This window comes from Pseudomonas sp. KH_040 (assembly GCF_057839305.1).
In genome coordinates this window covers 3,814,084-3,829,126 of the sequence record NZ_CM174487.1, presented here as the reverse complement: position 1 = coordinate 3,829,126, position 15,043 = coordinate 3,814,084, and the positions used below count along the sequence as shown (strand labels likewise).

At 57.1% G+C, this 15,043-nt stretch carries 16 protein-coding genes; 6 read left to right on the top strand and 10 right to left on the bottom strand.

What is annotated here, in order from left to right; translation table 11 throughout:
- Window positions 1-94: 94 nt before the first annotated feature.
- From AC3IUF_RS17035 to AC3IUF_RS17025, 3 genes are all read left to right on the top strand, one after another.
- On the top strand, window positions 95-3,943 hold the full coding sequence (locus AC3IUF_RS17035) for an autotransporter outer membrane beta-barrel domain-containing protein (protein ID WP_489278721.1): 3,849 nt from the start codon (window positions 95-97) through the stop codon (window positions 3,941-3,943).
- 100 nt (window positions 3,944-4,043) lie between these two features.
- Entirely contained in the window at window positions 4,044-5,171 is a 1,128-nt protein-coding gene (locus AC3IUF_RS17030) for a saccharopine dehydrogenase family protein (protein WP_489278719.1), read from the top strand.
- 1 nt (window position 5,172) lies between these two features.
- Entirely contained in the window at window positions 5,173-5,664 is a 492-nt protein-coding gene (locus tag AC3IUF_RS17025; RefSeq protein ID WP_489278717.1) for a DUF2269 family protein, read from the top strand.
- Here the strand turns inward: AC3IUF_RS17025 and AC3IUF_RS17020 are convergent.
- Window positions 5,648-6,115 carry a thiol-disulfide oxidoreductase DCC family protein gene (locus tag AC3IUF_RS17020; protein ID WP_463543217.1) on the bottom strand — a complete coding sequence of 156 codons (468 nt, stop codon included), beginning with the start codon at window positions 6,113-6,115 and terminating at the stop codon, window positions 5,648-5,650. The genes AC3IUF_RS17025 and AC3IUF_RS17020 overlap by 17 nt on opposite strands.
- Window positions 6,116-6,291: 176 nt before the next feature.
- Here AC3IUF_RS17020 and AC3IUF_RS17015 point away from each other — a divergent pair, with 176 nt between their 5' ends.
- On the top strand, window positions 6,292-6,582 hold the full coding sequence (locus tag AC3IUF_RS17015) for a hypothetical protein (RefSeq protein ID WP_463543216.1): 291 nt from the start codon (window positions 6,292-6,294) through the stop codon (window positions 6,580-6,582).
- Between the two features lie 152 nt (window positions 6,583-6,734).
- On the opposite strand, the gene AC3IUF_RS17010 is transcribed toward AC3IUF_RS17015, so the two are convergent.
- From AC3IUF_RS17010 to AC3IUF_RS16990, 5 genes are all read right to left on the bottom strand, one after another.
- Window positions 6,735-7,700, bottom strand: coding sequence for a DUF4145 domain-containing protein (locus tag AC3IUF_RS17010; RefSeq protein ID WP_463543215.1), 966 nt, complete (start codon window positions 7,698-7,700; stop codon window positions 6,735-6,737).
- A 127-nt stretch (window positions 7,701-7,827) separates the two neighbouring features.
- Entirely contained in the window at window positions 7,828-8,352 is a 525-nt protein-coding gene (locus AC3IUF_RS17005; RefSeq protein WP_463543214.1) for a hypothetical protein, read from the bottom strand.
- A gap of 70 nt (window positions 8,353-8,422) precedes the next feature.
- A complete protein-coding gene (locus tag AC3IUF_RS17000; protein ID WP_463543213.1) occupies window positions 8,423-9,424 on the bottom strand; it encodes an acyltransferase family protein in 1,002 nt (333 codons plus the stop codon).
- A 220-nt stretch (window positions 9,425-9,644) separates the two neighbouring features.
- Complete coding sequence (locus AC3IUF_RS16995; protein WP_007916145.1) at window positions 9,645-9,863, bottom strand: hypothetical protein; 219 nt, start codon at window positions 9,861-9,863, stop codon at window positions 9,645-9,647.
- Window positions 9,864-10,090: 227 nt separating this feature from the next.
- Complete coding sequence (locus AC3IUF_RS16990; protein WP_007916147.1) at window positions 10,091-10,453, bottom strand: DUF6124 family protein; 363 nt, start codon at window positions 10,451-10,453, stop codon at window positions 10,091-10,093.
- Window positions 10,454-10,948: 495 nt separating this feature from the next.
- Here AC3IUF_RS16990 and AC3IUF_RS16985 point away from each other — a divergent pair, with 495 nt between their 5' ends.
- A complete protein-coding gene (locus AC3IUF_RS16985; RefSeq protein ID WP_414915993.1) occupies window positions 10,949-11,956 on the top strand; it encodes an NAD(P)-dependent oxidoreductase in 1,008 nt (335 codons plus the stop codon).
- An 81-nt stretch (window positions 11,957-12,037) separates the two neighbouring features.
- Here AC3IUF_RS16985 and AC3IUF_RS16980 read toward each other — a convergent pair whose 3' ends face one another.
- Both AC3IUF_RS16980 and AC3IUF_RS16975 read right to left on the bottom strand, forming a co-directional pair.
- A complete protein-coding gene (locus AC3IUF_RS16980) occupies window positions 12,038-12,430 on the bottom strand; it encodes a GFA family protein (RefSeq protein WP_007916151.1) in 393 nt (130 codons plus the stop codon).
- Window positions 12,431-12,432: 2 nt separating this feature from the next.
- Window positions 12,433-12,681, bottom strand: coding sequence for a DUF6555 family protein (locus tag AC3IUF_RS16975; RefSeq protein ID WP_007916153.1), 249 nt, complete (start codon window positions 12,679-12,681; stop codon window positions 12,433-12,435).
- A gap of 194 nt (window positions 12,682-12,875) precedes the next feature.
- Here AC3IUF_RS16975 and AC3IUF_RS16970 point away from each other — a divergent pair, with 194 nt between their 5' ends.
- Window positions 12,876-13,310, top strand: coding sequence for an HhH-GDP family DNA glycosylase (locus tag AC3IUF_RS16970; protein WP_447785794.1), 435 nt, complete (start codon window positions 12,876-12,878; stop codon window positions 13,308-13,310).
- 46 nt (window positions 13,311-13,356) lie between these two features.
- On the opposite strand, the gene AC3IUF_RS16965 is transcribed toward AC3IUF_RS16970, so the two are convergent.
- Window positions 13,357-13,833 carry a short chain dehydrogenase gene (locus AC3IUF_RS16965; RefSeq protein WP_489278713.1) on the bottom strand — a complete coding sequence of 159 codons (477 nt, stop codon included), beginning with the start codon at window positions 13,831-13,833 and terminating at the stop codon, window positions 13,357-13,359.
- A gap of 242 nt (window positions 13,834-14,075) precedes the next feature.
- Entirely contained in the window at window positions 14,076-14,954 is an 879-nt protein-coding gene (locus tag AC3IUF_RS16960) for an arginase family protein (RefSeq protein WP_489278712.1), read from the bottom strand.
- Window positions 14,955-15,043 lie beyond the last annotated feature (89 nt).

Genomic DNA, 15,043 nt, shown 5'->3' with positions numbered 1-15,043 from the left:
ACTACTAAGGTCTATAGCGGTAATCACAACGCAATATCGCGCGGCGTCGACAGGCGTGAGGGATTCGCCACGTACGCTGAACAGGGAGGTTCTCATGCACGGTGCCAGCGGCCATCCTCACGGTGGGCACGCCCCGCATTTCATTCGCAGCGCTTTACTGGTCGCCATGGCCAACACCCTGATGCTCGCAGACGCTCAAGCTGCGTGCGGGCCTCTGGCGGCGGGTGCCTACAACGTCTCGCAAACCTGTTTGCCGGCGGCCGGCGTCGATGCGTCGATCAGCACGCAGTCGGGCACTACCATTACCACTACGGCGGGTTCCTCGTTGAACAGTCGTGGCAACAATGCCAACACCACGCTGACACTCACTGGCACTACGGTAAACAGCACACCCCCAACGGCCGCCAACGCAGTGTTTGCCAATGTCATCGGCACCACCGGCAACGCCAGCCTCAGCGTCAATGGCGGGACCAACACGGTGAATGTCGGCGGCAGTGGCCTGGACGCGCTGGCGATCACCAATGCCAGCGCTGGCTCGTCGACGTTTTCGGTGAGTGCCGGCACCACGCTGAACATCCTCAATACCGTGGTCGGCAATGAACACGATGGCATCGACATCAACGCCAGCGGCGGCGGGGCGATCAACCTGAATCATCAGGGCAATGGCCAGATCACGTTGCTTGGCGGCAACGGCGTCTGGACCAAAGCCACGGGCAGTGGCGAGACCAACGTCAACGTCGGCAGTGGCGTGAATATTCTGGTCAACAACGATGATGCACTCTCGGCCGGTCTTCCGATCATTGACGACACTTTGCCGACTGCCGGCATTGGTAACCACGCCGGCGTGCATACCCGCGCAGTCAATGGCAACACCACACTGATCAACGCGGCGAATGTGCAAAGCATCGGCATGAACGCCTTTGGCTTGTTCACCGAGGGCGGCACAGGCAATACCCGCCTGACCAACAGCGGCAACCTGAGTACCAGCGGCCTCAACGGTTTCGGCATTCGTTCGTTTTCCAGCGTTGGCAGCATCGCCATCGTCAACGACGGCGCCATCACCACCACGGGTGGCGGCGCCCACGGTATCTATGCCAATGACAATGTCGGCGGCAGCGGTTCGATCAGCATCGAGAACAATGCTGCCATTAACGTCGGCAGCACGGCCAATGCCGCCGGTTCGCGGGCGATCTACGTGATCAAGCGCGGTACCGGTGATGTCGCGATCACGGGTAGCGGCAATATCAAAGTACTCGGCGACATCAACACCACCCGGGCCTACGCGATCATTGTCAGTGCCGAAAACAACAATGTGCTGATTGATTACTCGGGCGATCTGTTCGCCAGCGGGTTTGGCGCGGGCGGTATACGGGTCGATTCGACCGGCGGCAATGTTCAGGTCAACTACCGTGGCGATCGCATCGAAACCCTGCACAGCAACGCCAACGGCATCTATGCCTCGACGCAGTCGCCGACGGGCACGGTCAACGTCAATTCCGGCGGCACGATCATCACCCACTCGAACACTGGCTCGGGCGACGGCACGGGCATTGGTGCTTTTGGTATCCAGGCGCTGACGCTGGGCGGCGACGTCGGTGTCGTGTTCAACGGCCCGCTGATCGACGTCAACGGTCAGGGCGCGGCGATTCTGGCCGGCAATGCCTTCAACTCAGGCAGTGGGCTGGGCACATTGAGTGTCAGTAACAGCGGGGAGTTGATCGCGCGGGGCAATCAACAACGCGGTATCCGAACGTTTTCGGTCACTGGCGCGCAAAGTGTGGTCAACAGCGGCGCGATCCAGACCTTCGGTGCCAGCGACAGTCAGGGCATTCTCGCCCAGGCCTCGGGCGCCGCGAATTTGACCGTCAACAACAGCGGCGCGATCACTACTCGAGGCGTTGGCTCGTCGGCCATAGACGCCTTGACCGAGGGCGGCAGCGTCAATGTCAGTAACAGCGCCACGCTTCAGGGTGGGTGGGCCGATAGCAGCGGCATCGCCCTTGGCGGTGCGAGCCAGACGTTGACCAACTCAGGTGCGATCACTGCGCTTAGCGATGTCGCCGTACGCGCCGATGCGACCACACCGGGCACGACGTTTGCGCTCAACAATACCGGGCAGATAACCGGCGTTATGAATGCCGTCAGCGCGGCCAGCACGGTGGCCAACAGCGGCACCTGGACACTGCGCAATTTCACCGCCAGTAGTGCCAGCGGCAGTCGCGATACCTGGGGCGTTGCCGTCAGTGATCTCGGCTCATCGGGCGCCAACAGCATCGACAACAGCGGTGTGATTCGTCTGGCGGCGCAACCGGCGACGGGCATCGTCAGCTTCAACGCCAGCGGCGCCTATCTGCCCTTGGGGCAAACGGCCAATACGCCGACGCTGGGCGGTGCTGTACAGGGCCAGTTGCTCGGTGTAAACCGATTCACCCATAGCGGCACGCTCGACCTTGCCGCCGGCAGCAACACGGTCGGCAATGTGTTGCTGATCAGCGGGGCCAACACCGTCGGCACCGATGGCGGCGGGGTGTTCGTGTCCAATGGCGGCCGGCTGCTGCTTAACACCACGTTGAATGGTGGTGGCGCGAACAGCCTCTCGGACATGCTGGTTGTGGATTCGACAACCACCGCCAGCGGCGGCGCCACCGGCGTGATCGTGAGCAATGTCGGCGGCCAGGGCGATCTGACTCAGGGCAATGGTATTGCGGTGGTCGAACTGCTCAACAAGACCGAAGCCGCGAGCGACGCCAATGCCTTTCAACTGGCCCGGCGTGTTGTCGCCGGTCCGTACGAATATCGCCTGCAGCAAGGTGCCCAGGACGGTAGCGGCAAGGACACTTGGTATCTGCGCTCGGACGCGGTACCGCCGGACGGTCCTCCAGGCCCTGATCCCGATCCCGATCCCGATCCCGATCCGACGCCCGATCCTTCCCCGGTACCCAATTACCGTCCGGAAGTTTCGCTGTACGGTGCCGTGCCCGCGCTGGCCCTGGTTTACGGCCGGACAATGGTCGACACCCTTCACGAGCGGGTCGGCGAGGAACGCCTGAATCGCGGTGATCCATTGCCCAAGGAAGACGAATCGACGTTGGCGCCATCGATGGGCTGGGGCCGGGTGATCTACCGCAGCGGCAAACAGGATGGCGACCGCAAAAACGCCTTGGGCAACACACCCGAGTACAACTATGACCTGACGGCATTTCAGGTCGGCACCGACCTTTACCGCAAGGACCGGCCCGACGGCAGTCACGAGCAGGCCGGGCTGTCATTGTCCGCCGGCACCATCGACGCCGGCGTCAGCCACTACACCCGCCGCGCCGCCGGCGAAGACACCTTGCGTGCGTACGGCGTCGGCGCGTACTGGACGCACTTCGGCCCCTCCGGCTGGTATCTGGACGGGGTGTTGCAGGTCAACCGCTTTGACATCGAAGCCAAACCCAACGACATGGCCAAACTGAAAACCCGCGGTTGGGGCTACACCGCCTCGCTGGAAAACGGCTACCCGTTCGAGGTCGACAAAGACTGGTACATCGAGCCGCAATTGCAAGCGATCTACAGTTACGTCGATCTGGACAGCAGCGATGACGTCGGCGCGAAGATTCGCTTCAAGGACGTCGACTCACTGATTGGCCGCGCCGGCGTGCGTATCGCCAAGGACTGGGACACCGAGGGCGTCGACAACAGCGCACTGCGCACCAATGGCTGGATCCGTCCGAGCATCTGGCATGAGTTCAAGGGGCAACCGAAAACCGAGTTTTCCTCCGAGTCGGGGTACATTCCGTTCGAATCCGATATTCAGGGCACGTGGGGTGAAGTGAATGTCGGGGTGGATTACCAGGCCAATCAACGCACCACGTTTACCGCATCGGCTGGCTATCGTCAGGGGTTCGACGGTGACAGCCATGGGTATGACGCGATGCTGGGGTTCAAGATCAATTTCTAGGGCTTTTGTACACGCCGCAAACCCTACATTGGATGGCTTGCTGACGCTCGGCCCTATATCCTTCACGCCTGTTTGATGGACTGACTTAGGGAAGAATTGCATGCCGTTCAGGGTGATGGTGGTCGGTGGTTACGGAAATTTCGGCAGTATCGTCTGCCGGCACCTGGCGCTGATGCCGGAGATCGGCTTGGTACTCTCCGGCCGTGATCCGCAAAAATTGCAGCGCAAAGTCGATGAACTGAACAGTCAATCGGGCATCGTCTGCGAAGGCTGGTGCGGTGATGCCATGGGTGCGGAGTTCGAAGCCGCTTTGCGTGCGCTGAACATTCAGTTGGTCGTACACACCGGCGGGCCGTTTCAAGGGCAATCCTATGCCGTTGCGCAGAGTTGCATCGATGCCGGCGTGAACTATTGCGACCTGGCGGACTGCCGCACGTTCGTCAACGGCATCGACGTGCTTGATGCGCGGGCGAAGCAGGCGGGTGTGGCGATCCTCAGTGGTTGCAGCTCGGTGCCGACGTTGTCGTCAGCCATCATCGATGAGCAGCGCCTGCGCTTTTCGCGCATTGACTCGATCGAGCATGGCATTTCCTCCTCGGCGAAAATGCCGGGGCTGTCGACCATCGAAGGCGTGCTCGCTTACGCCGGCAAACCGATCAAACAACTGAAAAGCGGCAAGGTCCACGAAGTCTCCGGCTGGCTGGACCTGAGCTTGCGCAAAATGCCGCAGATGGGCACCCGATTGCTGGCCAACGTTGATGTTCCCGACATGGATATTTTTGCCAATCGTTATGGTGCGCAGACCTTGAGCTTCAAGGCGGGCGCCGGTCTCAAACTCGGCGGCATCGCCAACGGTCTGCTGGCTCAGGCGCTGAAAATCGGGCTGGTGCGCGACCATGCTTTGTGGGCTGCAAGATTGCATCGCCTGGGCACGCGGTTCGAGCGTTTCGGCGATGGCAAAAGTGCAATGTACATCGACGTGCAGGGCCTTGGCGTCGACGGCAAACCGTTGTCGATGACCGCGCAACTCACCGCCCTGAATGACAAAGGCCCCGAGATTCCCAGCTGCGCTGCCGTGGCACTGGCCACGAAAATGGCGCAAGGCTACGTGCCGTCCTCCGGTGCCCGGCCTTGCGTGGGCGAAATCAGCGTCGCCGAATACATGGCCGCGATCAACGACCCGGCCAACCTGAGCCTGGCCGTGCACTTCTCCGACGGGCAGCGCTGACATGCTCTATCTGTGCCTGAAGTACTTGCACATCATCGCCGCGATTTTCCTGTTCGGCTTCGGCATGGGTTCCTACCTCTACCTGATCGCCGCCAGCCGCACCGCCAACCCGCAGGTCATAGCGCACGTCGCGCGCATGGTCGTGCGCTTCGACACGTGGATCACCACACCGGCCGGGTTCGTGCAAATCATCACGGGGTATCTGTTGATGCGACTTTCGGGTTTGTCGATGAGTACCGACTGGGTGCTGACCTCGCTGATTATCTTCTTCTGCGTCGGCTCGCTGTGGCTGCCGGTGTTGCTTCTGCAGAAGCGCTTGTACGTAATGGCGTCGAGTGCGAGCGAGACGGGGGCCGACCTGGATGAGCAATACCAAGGCGTGTACCGCCAATGGTTATGGATGGGCGTGCTCGGTTTTGGCGGGATGTTTGTCATCGTGCTGATGATGGTGACGAAGATGACACCGCTGCAGTTGTTCAGTTTTCTGGCGTAGGTACAGTTGCTTTGAGAAAGCGCTGTTCATGATCTGGAGTTGGCAACAGGCAAGCGTCGTACTTGCCGAACAGGCGATAGCGGTTCAGCGCGATACGGTCGTAGGCCCAGTCGCGCAAGCCTCGCGGGAAGATGCGCAGCAGTCGTAATGGCTGCCAGCGGGCGGGTAATTGGCTGATGACTTCGAGAAAAGCGTCGGAGCGTTCCCAGTAGTGGCGGTCGCGGATTACGGCCATGGTGTCGAACTGATCTATGGGCAGGCCGGCCCACGCCAGCAACGCTTGGCCCTCCGGCGATTGAACCGCTGCCAAACGTACGCGACGCTGATGATCGTGACGAATCAAGAAGCGCGCCCAGCCGTTGCAGAGTTTGCAGACGCCGTCGAACAGGACCACGGATTCGCCGGGGTTGAGCAGCGGGGCTGGGGTTGGGCGGGTTTTTGGGGTGGACATGGTGTGGGTTCGGGAGATGCTGGAATTGCTGCGATCATAGCCTCAGAAGGTGCTTGGCGCGAATGGCCATATTCGGTGATCGCCGGACTTGCGCGTTAACCTGGACGCGCTGGCACTCTGCGAGAAAACGTAGATCAACTACAGTTTCCCTAACCAGTCTTTAAGGAAGTTCGTCTATGTCAGTGGATCAGGATCGTTTTTCTCGCGCTTTCAGTTTTGTGCTCAACAACGGTATTGAATTGTTCCCGGTGAAAATGAAGCGCAGGGATACCGGCGTCGTTGCCTTTCGCATATCAAAAGGGGGAACTGCCGGAAATACATTGGAGGTAGGGGAGGAGGTTGATGAAGAGACAATGATTTATAAGGTCTTGAAACTTGGCTATGCAGTTCGCTGCTGCTCGGTCGATGGGAGCATTCGGGGATTGTATAAACCGGATCAGCGATCTGTGCGCGAGGTACGTCGTTAATAAACATATTTGTTACCCCCCAAGAGGTTAACTCTTGCGGGTATCTGCACGCCACAGGCAACACGAACTCTAAAGGCCGGCGCTGAAGAGTCTCGAGTGCAGATCAGATTGCGAGGCTCTCAAGAATGGGCGAAATTAGGGTGGAAATGTAATTAGCCAAAAATATCTGACAGCTCCTTGGGGTAGTGTGGTTCCAAGGTGAATACTGGCGAGGTTTTAGCGAATTTGTTTATGTCGCCAGCTAATAACTCTGTGTATCTCTTGAATATATCTCTGAAGGTTTTAGGTACAGGTCCGTATAAGCTTTTGCAAGTCGCTACAAAGTCTGAAACTGCGCTTATGAAATGTTGGTCTGCCTGCGTTACTTCAATGTAATCGTAGGAGGCTTCACTGTTTTCTTTTGTATGAATATCGAAGTTATGAGCAGCAGCGTTCCTTGCCTGGCGTAGCTTGTGAAGCGCGTGGCAGATATCTTTGGAAAGAATTTTGTTTTCCTGCAGATGCTGTATGTGGTCGAAAAAATTAATCTCAGGTGCATTTTTTGTTATTGGTTTTCTACTTAGCCTTTTTTCCCAAGATTTTTTCGGTTTGTACTCTTTTAAACTTTCTGTGCTGGCTTTGGTTGCCATGGCTTCCAGATACAGTGCAGCTCCAATAACTTGGCCCTTTTTTTCAAAGCTTCCAAGGTCAATTGCGTGGCTAGGAAGGTTTTCTAGAACCCCAAGTTCCTCATCGCTCAGGCTATGAACGTATGCATGCAGTGTCAAAAAGTGCGGAATGGGTGCTTCGCTGTATATTAGGTCCCGAACGATATGGTGGACCTTTACTCCTAGGTGTGTTTCGTGGCGTCGGTTTGTTGCAGTCAACTTTTTTGCGAAAGTTGTGATGAAACGTTCCGTTAAAGGGATGTCCAAAAGTATCTGGTCTGCGTTCAGGTAAAATTTAATCTCAATGGTAATGCTGTCGGATGACAGGATATCAATAAAATATTTTAATGTTTTATCATCAAGTCTTGCTTCTTCGACTGGTGTGGTCGTGCCTTCTGTAGATATAAAAAAGCTGCGTAGTTTTGCACCCAGTCCGTAATTCAGGTCTTTCTTGATTTCATCAATGTTCATTCAATTTAGCTTCCCTTGGGGGCTGACGACTTATGTGCGTCAAGTGCCGATTTTTTCGGGCTTTGTCAAGGTGCAGAACAGTATTCAAACCGGCTAGGGTATATTTTTATTAATTAGACATTTTTACTTACTCTCGTTCTTTCGAGCCAAGGGGGCGGCCAAAAACTTCATCAAAGGCTAGTTCCGCTTGTTCGCGTATCATCTTTGAACTGCCTTTCATCTTGAGAATCAAAACTTTCCAGCGAAATTTACTATATGGTAAGTCATCGATATTGATTCCATTATTTTCATCGAGCTTCATGCAGACGTCGTATCGAACGCCTCTCTCAGGAAGATTTTCTCGATAGTTACGGTTGAATAGATGACTTTTAAGGCGATTTTTGACAGTGTAAGAGTGGCCTCTATAAATTGCCTTTAGACCATCGATGGTTAAGTTGCATCTGTTTTGCTCGGACTGATAATCAGACATGATCACATACAGTCCTGTTCCGTAGTACGTTGCCTCAACATCGATGCTGGAACTAACAGATTTTGAAGTAACTGATTTGTGGTCTTTTTTGTAGTCATGAGCCGAAAAGAAGTCTACGAAATGGCTTCGCACAGTTTCCTGCAGTTCACGTTCTAGCGTAACTAAGTTTTTGATGTCATACATGCATCGCGAGTCCAAAAGCTATCTAAGGAGTGGGCAATGGTTAGAGAGCGTGATCCGCTTCCAGTTGCCCTCACACTGCTGTTTCACCGCCCCGAACGTCCCTCACTCGATCTTTCGATCCGGCTCGCAGCGCATGCCGAAGCTTCAACGCCGGCCGTTCGACGCAGTAATACGAAACACCACTCAGCAAGAACGACAGCACCAACACCGTTGCAATCTTGTGCCAGTCGAATGAAGTAATCGGCGAGAGACCGTGCAGGAAGTAGAACACCACGAAGTGATTGAGGAATACGCCGTAGCTGATGTTGCCCAGGAACTCGTCAATCCGGTGAAACTTGAGCTTCGTCAGCAAGAACACTACGGGGATGCCCACGGCAATGCCTGCGGCCACTTCGGCGTTGAACGGTCGGCGTTCGATCCATCCCGCCATGATCGCTACAAAGATTAACGCCGCCGCCACAGCGGTACCACCAGCAATCGCTAAACCCTTCGCCTGTGGTTTGTAGAGATAGCTGCCGCACAGGAAGATGAACAGGACACCCGGCAACAAACGGTAGCCGTAAAAGTCGGTGTTGATGAGTCCAAGACACGCGGGGATGAAGACCGCGACGGACAAGGCGAAAGCCACACCGCGTGCTCGGTAGATGAGCAGGAACGGGATCACCAGGTAGAAGCACATCTCAAGGCCGAGCGACCACGCCGGTGGCAAAATCCAGATTCCGGATGCACCAAACATATAGAACCCGAGGGGCACGATGGCCAGGCTCGCGGCGATGTTTTTGACGGTTAATTCGGCCGCTTGCGGCGTACCGGGCAGCAGGAAGTAGATCACCGCACAAGAAACGACGAAGTAGAACAGGAACTGCGGATAAAGGCGCAAGGCCCGGTCCAGGTAGAACAGACCGACCTTTTCGGGCGCCTTGTAGTTGCGCTCGATCAGAGAAGTCATGACGAAACCGCTGATGAGCAGGAAGGAAATCACAGCAACCACACCCGGGTTGAACCCCATGAACATCTTGCCCAGATGCGAAACGGCGACCATAACGGCCAATAGCAGACGGTAGGCTCCCACGTGTATCCCCAAACGACCTTGTAGTTATGGCGGGTAAATTACGATGGTTTGTGGGTGGATTACAGGTTTTTCTCTGCGCTCGGGGCTAGGGAATTGCGGGAATTTCAGGATTTCGGAGAATGCGGGATTTATGCGAGTCATTCGCAGTGGGCGAGAGCGCTCGGCACGGAACCAAGCGCTCAGGGGTAGGGCGGGGCACTTACTGCTCCACCCTGACGTTTCAGCCTTTGTTTGCGTTCAGCTTGCGCAGTTCTTCGTAGGTCGCCGACTGGACGAACCAGAAGCCGGAAATGATGCACCAGCACAGGGTGCCGGCCACGAAGATACCCAGCGCCGGGAGGAACCCGCTGGTGAAAATCGCGACGATAGCGACCAGCCAGATGAACGCCAGGGACAGATAGAGGACGGTGTTGTTGACGCTGATGACGAAGTCTTTCACAGGGGCATATTCCTTGCGGGATGTAGAAAAATTCCCCCTCTCCGGGGGGCGAACCCATGCTATCACATTGCCTTCATGGTTCAAGGAAGGGGAACTCATTGCCGTGTGGAATGGGGACAGATTTATTTATCAGGCAGACCGGGCGCTTCTGGCCGAAAGCAGACACCCGATGCAATCTTGAGCCCTTTGTGACAGCAGCCACACCACAGCCACAAAGGGATTACCTATCAATCCACCGGCACAACATTATCCAGCGCTCGATTCACCGCCAATTCCCCCAGCATCACCACTTGCGCAATCCCCAGCGCAGTTTTGCGGTGGCCTGGGTCAAGGAGGGCGGCGAAGTTGCAGAGCATTTCGGTGGCTGAGCCGAGGGATTCGCTGGCGTTAACCAGCAAGGACTCGCTGTCGTAGTCGGAATTGGCCAGAAACATGGGCGCGTGTTTTTTGTCGCTGCCCATGATGCGTTGAGTCGGGGTGAGGTAGTAATCGAGTGCTCGTTCTGCTGCGTCGTTGAGTGTTCGGGAATCCGGGAATTTGTAGGGTGAGACTGGATCGGTTTCTGGTGGATTCGGCGTTGGTTTGAACATAGATGAAGCTCCATATGGGACTTAAGGAGCCATCACCCTCGCTACCAAACGAAAGATGGTGGCCATACGAAGGTTGGTAGACCGGCCCATATGGAAAATCCGGCGCGCCCGAAGACGCCCTGCGCATGGCCACCATAAAACAAATGCTGAAAAAGCATCTGCGCACGGTGACGTTATGCGTCATATGGAAGCGGGCTACCAAACCCCATCACTGTTTTTCAGTGACCCAGGAACGATAAAACCCGCGCCCCAGACGCACAAGCCGGCGGATTCTGGCGTAGTCGTAGGCAACGGCGCAAGACGTTGTAGCCTTAAGCAGGTAACGCGACGTGTCTTTTAAACAGCCACGAAAAACTCCTAAACACGCATCATCAACACGCCGTTCAAAATGACATTCGTCGGTCCACCCTGCAGTTCACGCAAAGGCTTGGAACCCTCACGTCGGGGAGCGCATCAACACTAGGTTGCAACCCAAAAAGACGAGGAAGGATACCCATGTCAGTTCATCCGATTTTGTTTCTGGGCGGTTCCGGCGCCATCGGCCACCATTCTGCCAAAGCCATACGCGCCGCTCACCCCGAGGTCCCTTTACTGATCGGCGGCCGTGACCTGGCCAAGGCTCAACAAGCGGCAGAGGAAATGGGCGGGGCGCAGGGCGTGGTCATTGATCCTGCTGCCGAAGACTTGGGGTTGGGCGATCGCCCGGTCAGCGCCGTGGCGGTTTTCTACATGGATCATTCTCTTGCCGGGCTACGTTTTGCGCAGCAGCGCAAGGTGCCGCACCTGAGCATTTCTTCCGGCGTGTTCGAGATTGCGCCGCAAATCGCCAGTTTCATCCATCGCCCTGACGCGGCGCCTATCGTGCTGGGTTACGAATGGATGGTGGGCGCGACGACCGTGGCGACATTGCACCTTGCCGAAGCGTTTGCCCGAGTGCGCGATATCCGTATTGATGCGCTGGTCGACGAAGAGGACGGTGGCGGGCCGACCGTGGCCAAGGATTTCGAACACCTGAACAAGATGCTGCCGGCCGCCCTGACTCGGCGCGACGGGGAGTACATCTGGCGCGAAGGGGAGGACAAGAACGTCAGCTTCCGCGCGCTGGACGGTACGCCGATGCAAGCCAGCGGTTTCTCGTCCATCGACGTCACTGGGCTGGCGGCCGCCATCGATGCGCCGAATGTGCAGTTCAATCTCGCCAGCGGGGTCAGTTCTTCGCGACGCGCGGGGCGGCCGATGTCGACTGAGATCCTTATCGAAATGGTTGGCGAGGATCGCCAGGGGCGACCGTTGCACACTCGGCATGCCCTCGTGCATCCGGCGGGCGCCGCCGCGCTCACGGGGTTGAGTATCGCGATGCTGCTGGAGCGACTGCTCGGCCTCGATGGTCGAGCGCCCACTACGGCAGGTCTTTACTTCCCTTATCAGTTGCTCGAGGCCGGTGCGTATCTGGAGCGTCTGAGCAAGGAGGGCGGTGAGTTGCTTGATCTGAAAGTGCCGTAAGGCAGGTTTCTTTCGGAAAAGCTGATCTTGCTCATTGAGCCGCTGGCGAGCCTTGATGCGCTCGCCAGTGCTCATTCGCCCTCACGGCGACTGCCAAGCCCCGCCATCCGCCACCGGCACTTCACCCAGATCATAAGGATTGATCCCCTCAAGGCAGCCGACATTGAAGCCGAATTCATGCGGATTGGTACTGCGTCGATGATGGGTGTAGATGCCGCAGTTACCGCAGAAAAAGTGCTCGGCCACTTGCTGGCCAAAGCTGTACTTCAACAGCGCAGACTGGCCACGGATCACTTTCAGGTCCGCCGCCGGCACTGCCGCAACGACTGCGCCACGGCGTTTGCAGAAGGAGCAGTCGCAGCGATGCGGCGCCGGCAGGCCGTCGGGCAGGTGGATTTCGAGAATGACGGCGCCGCAATGGCAGCTGGCTCGATGGTCACGGCGGATCAACGTATTGCCGATCTGTTTGAGCATGACTAAGCCTCCATCCAGTCCACCGTTGCCGTTTCGCGCCATTTGACCTCGGTGATGCCATACCGCTCGGCCTGGGGTTTAGAGATGACTTTCAACGGTGGCTTGCCGGGTTTGGGAATCGGCGCGATGCCGGCATCGCAACTCGCCCAATGCCATGCGTCAACATTGCGCATGGTTTTTGCGCGGATGACGAATGATTTTGGCTGGCCGTGAAGTTTGTATTCGATGACGAAGATGTCGACGTTGCTCATGCGTTCCTCCTTACGCTCATACGCAAATGAGTTTTGCCGTCGAAAAAAATTCAAAGGATTTTCGGGGTTTGTTTCAGGCTGCTGACAATTGTTTTGCTTTGAACGGTTGGAACCGGCGGAGGCCTAAAGATCAAGACTTTGCCAAGCAGACAGAACAGGAAAAATTCCCTCGATTTCAACCCCGGAGGTACCCGGTGAACAAGACGATCAGTGCCGAGGATTTGAACATTCAGCTCAAACACAACGATGACGCTGCACTGTTCAAATGGCTGCTCGCCAGTTTCCTGATGGGCAAGCGGATACAGGCCGAAATCGCCGCCGAAGCCTATCGGGTGATCGCTGATAAACACGGGCGCGATACACCGCGCAAACTGGCCGCGTGTAGCCATCGTGAACTGGTCGCGATGCTCGGTGAGGCGCACTACGTGCGTTACGACGAGACCACCGCCGTACGGCTGCACGCCTTGGCACGCCGGTTGAACGACGAATACGCGGGCAAGGTCAGCCATATGGTCGAGGCCAGCGCTGATCGCCAGGCGTTTGAGAAACGGCTGGCGGAGTTCGACGGCATCGGTCCGAAAACCGTGGAAATCTTCATGCGCGAGGCAAGCGCTGTGATCAGCCTTTGATCGTGGGCCGTGACGAAAAGCGGTCACCGCCCAGATCGTGCAGAGCCTATTTGACTCGACGGCCAGAACGATTGATCGCCAAAAGGCACAGCCCGACCAGCAGTGCGGCGCCTGCAACCAGCAGTGCCGAAGGTTGCATCGGCTGGCGCAAGCCTGATGCTGTATGCCGCTGCGATATCGCCAGTGGTCGGGTTGCAACGGTCGCTTCGTCAAACGTACGCAATGGTGAAACGGCTTCTGCCTGAAACGGCATTTCCTCGATGCTCAGACGCAGGCCATCTGACAGTTCCAGTGTCCGCGCGGTGATCGTGCCAACGATTCTGTCTGGATAAACCGGTTCGCCATTGGGATCGAGTTGGTCATAGAAGAAGTTCTGCCCTTCGAGCCAGCCCACGGCCGTCTGCAACTCGGGGCCCAGGTAATACTTGCCGTCGAGGAAAAAGCCAGAAAACTGCGGCGCGCGCTCGACGCTTTCAATGCTGTAACGCTCACCCGCTTTCATACCGGTTTCAGGGGCAATCATGGTCAATCCCTCCGCTGTAGGTTCAGCGGTAGAGAACACGGAGCGACCGTCGTTCCATGTAAAGGAGGAAAGGTAGCCGTTGTCCCGAAATGAACCGGTAAACGGTGAAAACAACTTGGCCCGATGAAAACCGGGCGAAGTTGCAGCGCTACAGGTTCATCGGGTGCCAGGGCTTTTCTATGTCCGTCAGGCCCGAGGTGGCGTTTGAGGCGCGGCACCAAACGCTATCACCGGTGTGTGGCTCAGACAGTAGCGAGCAGCGGAAGACGCGCCAACATGTTTTTCAACGCCAGTGCATCCCACGGCAGGTGTTCGGCGATGCCGATGCCAACAACGTCAGCAATGCTGGCAATGTCTGCCAGCAGCCGCACCACATGGGCGATGGACATCTTGCCTTGGGCGACGCCGTCAAACGTTCCCGGTGGCGCTTCTGGATTGGCGAACAGCAGCGAGCGGAAACCGTTCGGATCCAGTACATCCAGATCCAAGTGAATGGCCAGGTGTTTCGCACCGGTAGAACGGAACCATTTCAGCACCGGTTCGCTGCTGTGGGCCAATTGCGCGGGGCTGGCATGTTGCAGTCCCAGGCGTTCAATCAGAGCGGTTTCCACAGGCATTGTTTCCATCAAACCGGCATACATCACGTTTGCCGGTTTCAGCGGACATTTGACTGCAGCAGCAAAGTCCGCATCACCTTCGCCCAGCAGATTGCCCAGCACCATGGCGTGGGCATTGGCGAAGTCCGCAGGCGTTAACACGTCGGGGTGTGCATCGACCCAGAGCACGGCAAGGTCGCCGGCATAGCGCTCGTTGAGGTAGGCGAACGGTGCGAGATCCACCAGACAATCACCGCCGAGAATGACCATCCGATCCGGTGCATGCTCATCGATAATCGCCCGCGCACTGTGCAGTTGTTGCAACAACGCGCTACGCCCGCGGATCCCGCTCTCCATCGGTAATGGCTCGTCACTTGGCATTGCGACCGGCACCTCAGCCACCGGCCCGTGCGGATCGGGTGCCAGCCAGGCCAACAGTTGCGCGCCGAAATGATAAGGCGGGTTGTTGCCACCCTGCCATTGGGGGAAAAGCAGGCGCAGGGTTTTATCGTTCGAAGGGGTCATGCCGAGATTCCTGATGGGGGCGAGCAGGCGGCTCAGAGGCGAAAAAGTACGGTGCCGGTGGCCTGGCGCGATTCGAGACGCGCTTAAGC

Bases quoted from the DNA above. Each gene is read 5' to 3' on its own strand.
- AC3IUF_RS17035 (WP_489278721.1), top strand. From the start codon at position 95: ATGCACGGTGCCAGCGGCCATCCTCACGGTGGGCACGCCCCGCATTTC.
- AC3IUF_RS17030 (WP_489278719.1), top strand. From the start codon at position 4,044: ATGCCGTTCAGGGTGATGGTGGTCGGTGGTTACGGAAATTTCGGCAGT.
- AC3IUF_RS17025 (WP_489278717.1), top strand. From the start codon at position 5,173: ATGCTCTATCTGTGCCTGAAGTACTTGCACATCATCGCCGCGATTTTC.
- AC3IUF_RS17020 (WP_463543217.1), bottom strand. From the start codon at position 6,115: ATGTCCACCCCAAAAACCCGCCCAACCCCAGCCCCGCTGCTCAACCCC.
- AC3IUF_RS17015 (WP_463543216.1), top strand. From the start codon at position 6,292: ATGTCAGTGGATCAGGATCGTTTTTCTCGCGCTTTCAGTTTTGTGCTC.
- AC3IUF_RS17010 (WP_463543215.1), bottom strand. From the start codon at position 7,700: ATGAACATTGATGAAATCAAGAAAGACCTGAATTACGGACTGGGTGCA.
- AC3IUF_RS17005 (WP_463543214.1), bottom strand. From the start codon at position 8,352: ATGTATGACATCAAAAACTTAGTTACGCTAGAACGTGAACTGCAGGAA.
- AC3IUF_RS16990 (WP_007916147.1), bottom strand. From the start codon at position 10,453: ATGTTCAAACCAACGCCGAATCCACCAGAAACCGATCCAGTCTCACCC.
- AC3IUF_RS16985 (WP_414915993.1), top strand. From the start codon at position 10,949: ATGTCAGTTCATCCGATTTTGTTTCTGGGCGGTTCCGGCGCCATCGGC.
- AC3IUF_RS16980 (WP_007916151.1), bottom strand. From the start codon at position 12,430: ATGCTCAAACAGATCGGCAATACGTTGATCCGCCGTGACCATCGAGCC.
- AC3IUF_RS16975 (WP_007916153.1), bottom strand. From the start codon at position 12,681: ATGAGCAACGTCGACATCTTCGTCATCGAATACAAACTTCACGGCCAG.
- AC3IUF_RS16965 (WP_489278713.1), bottom strand. From the start codon at position 13,833: ATGATTGCCCCTGAAACCGGTATGAAAGCGGGTGAGCGTTACAGCATT.
- AC3IUF_RS16960 (WP_489278712.1), bottom strand. From the start codon at position 14,954: ATGACCCCTTCGAACGATAAAACCCTGCGCCTGCTTTTCCCCCAATGG.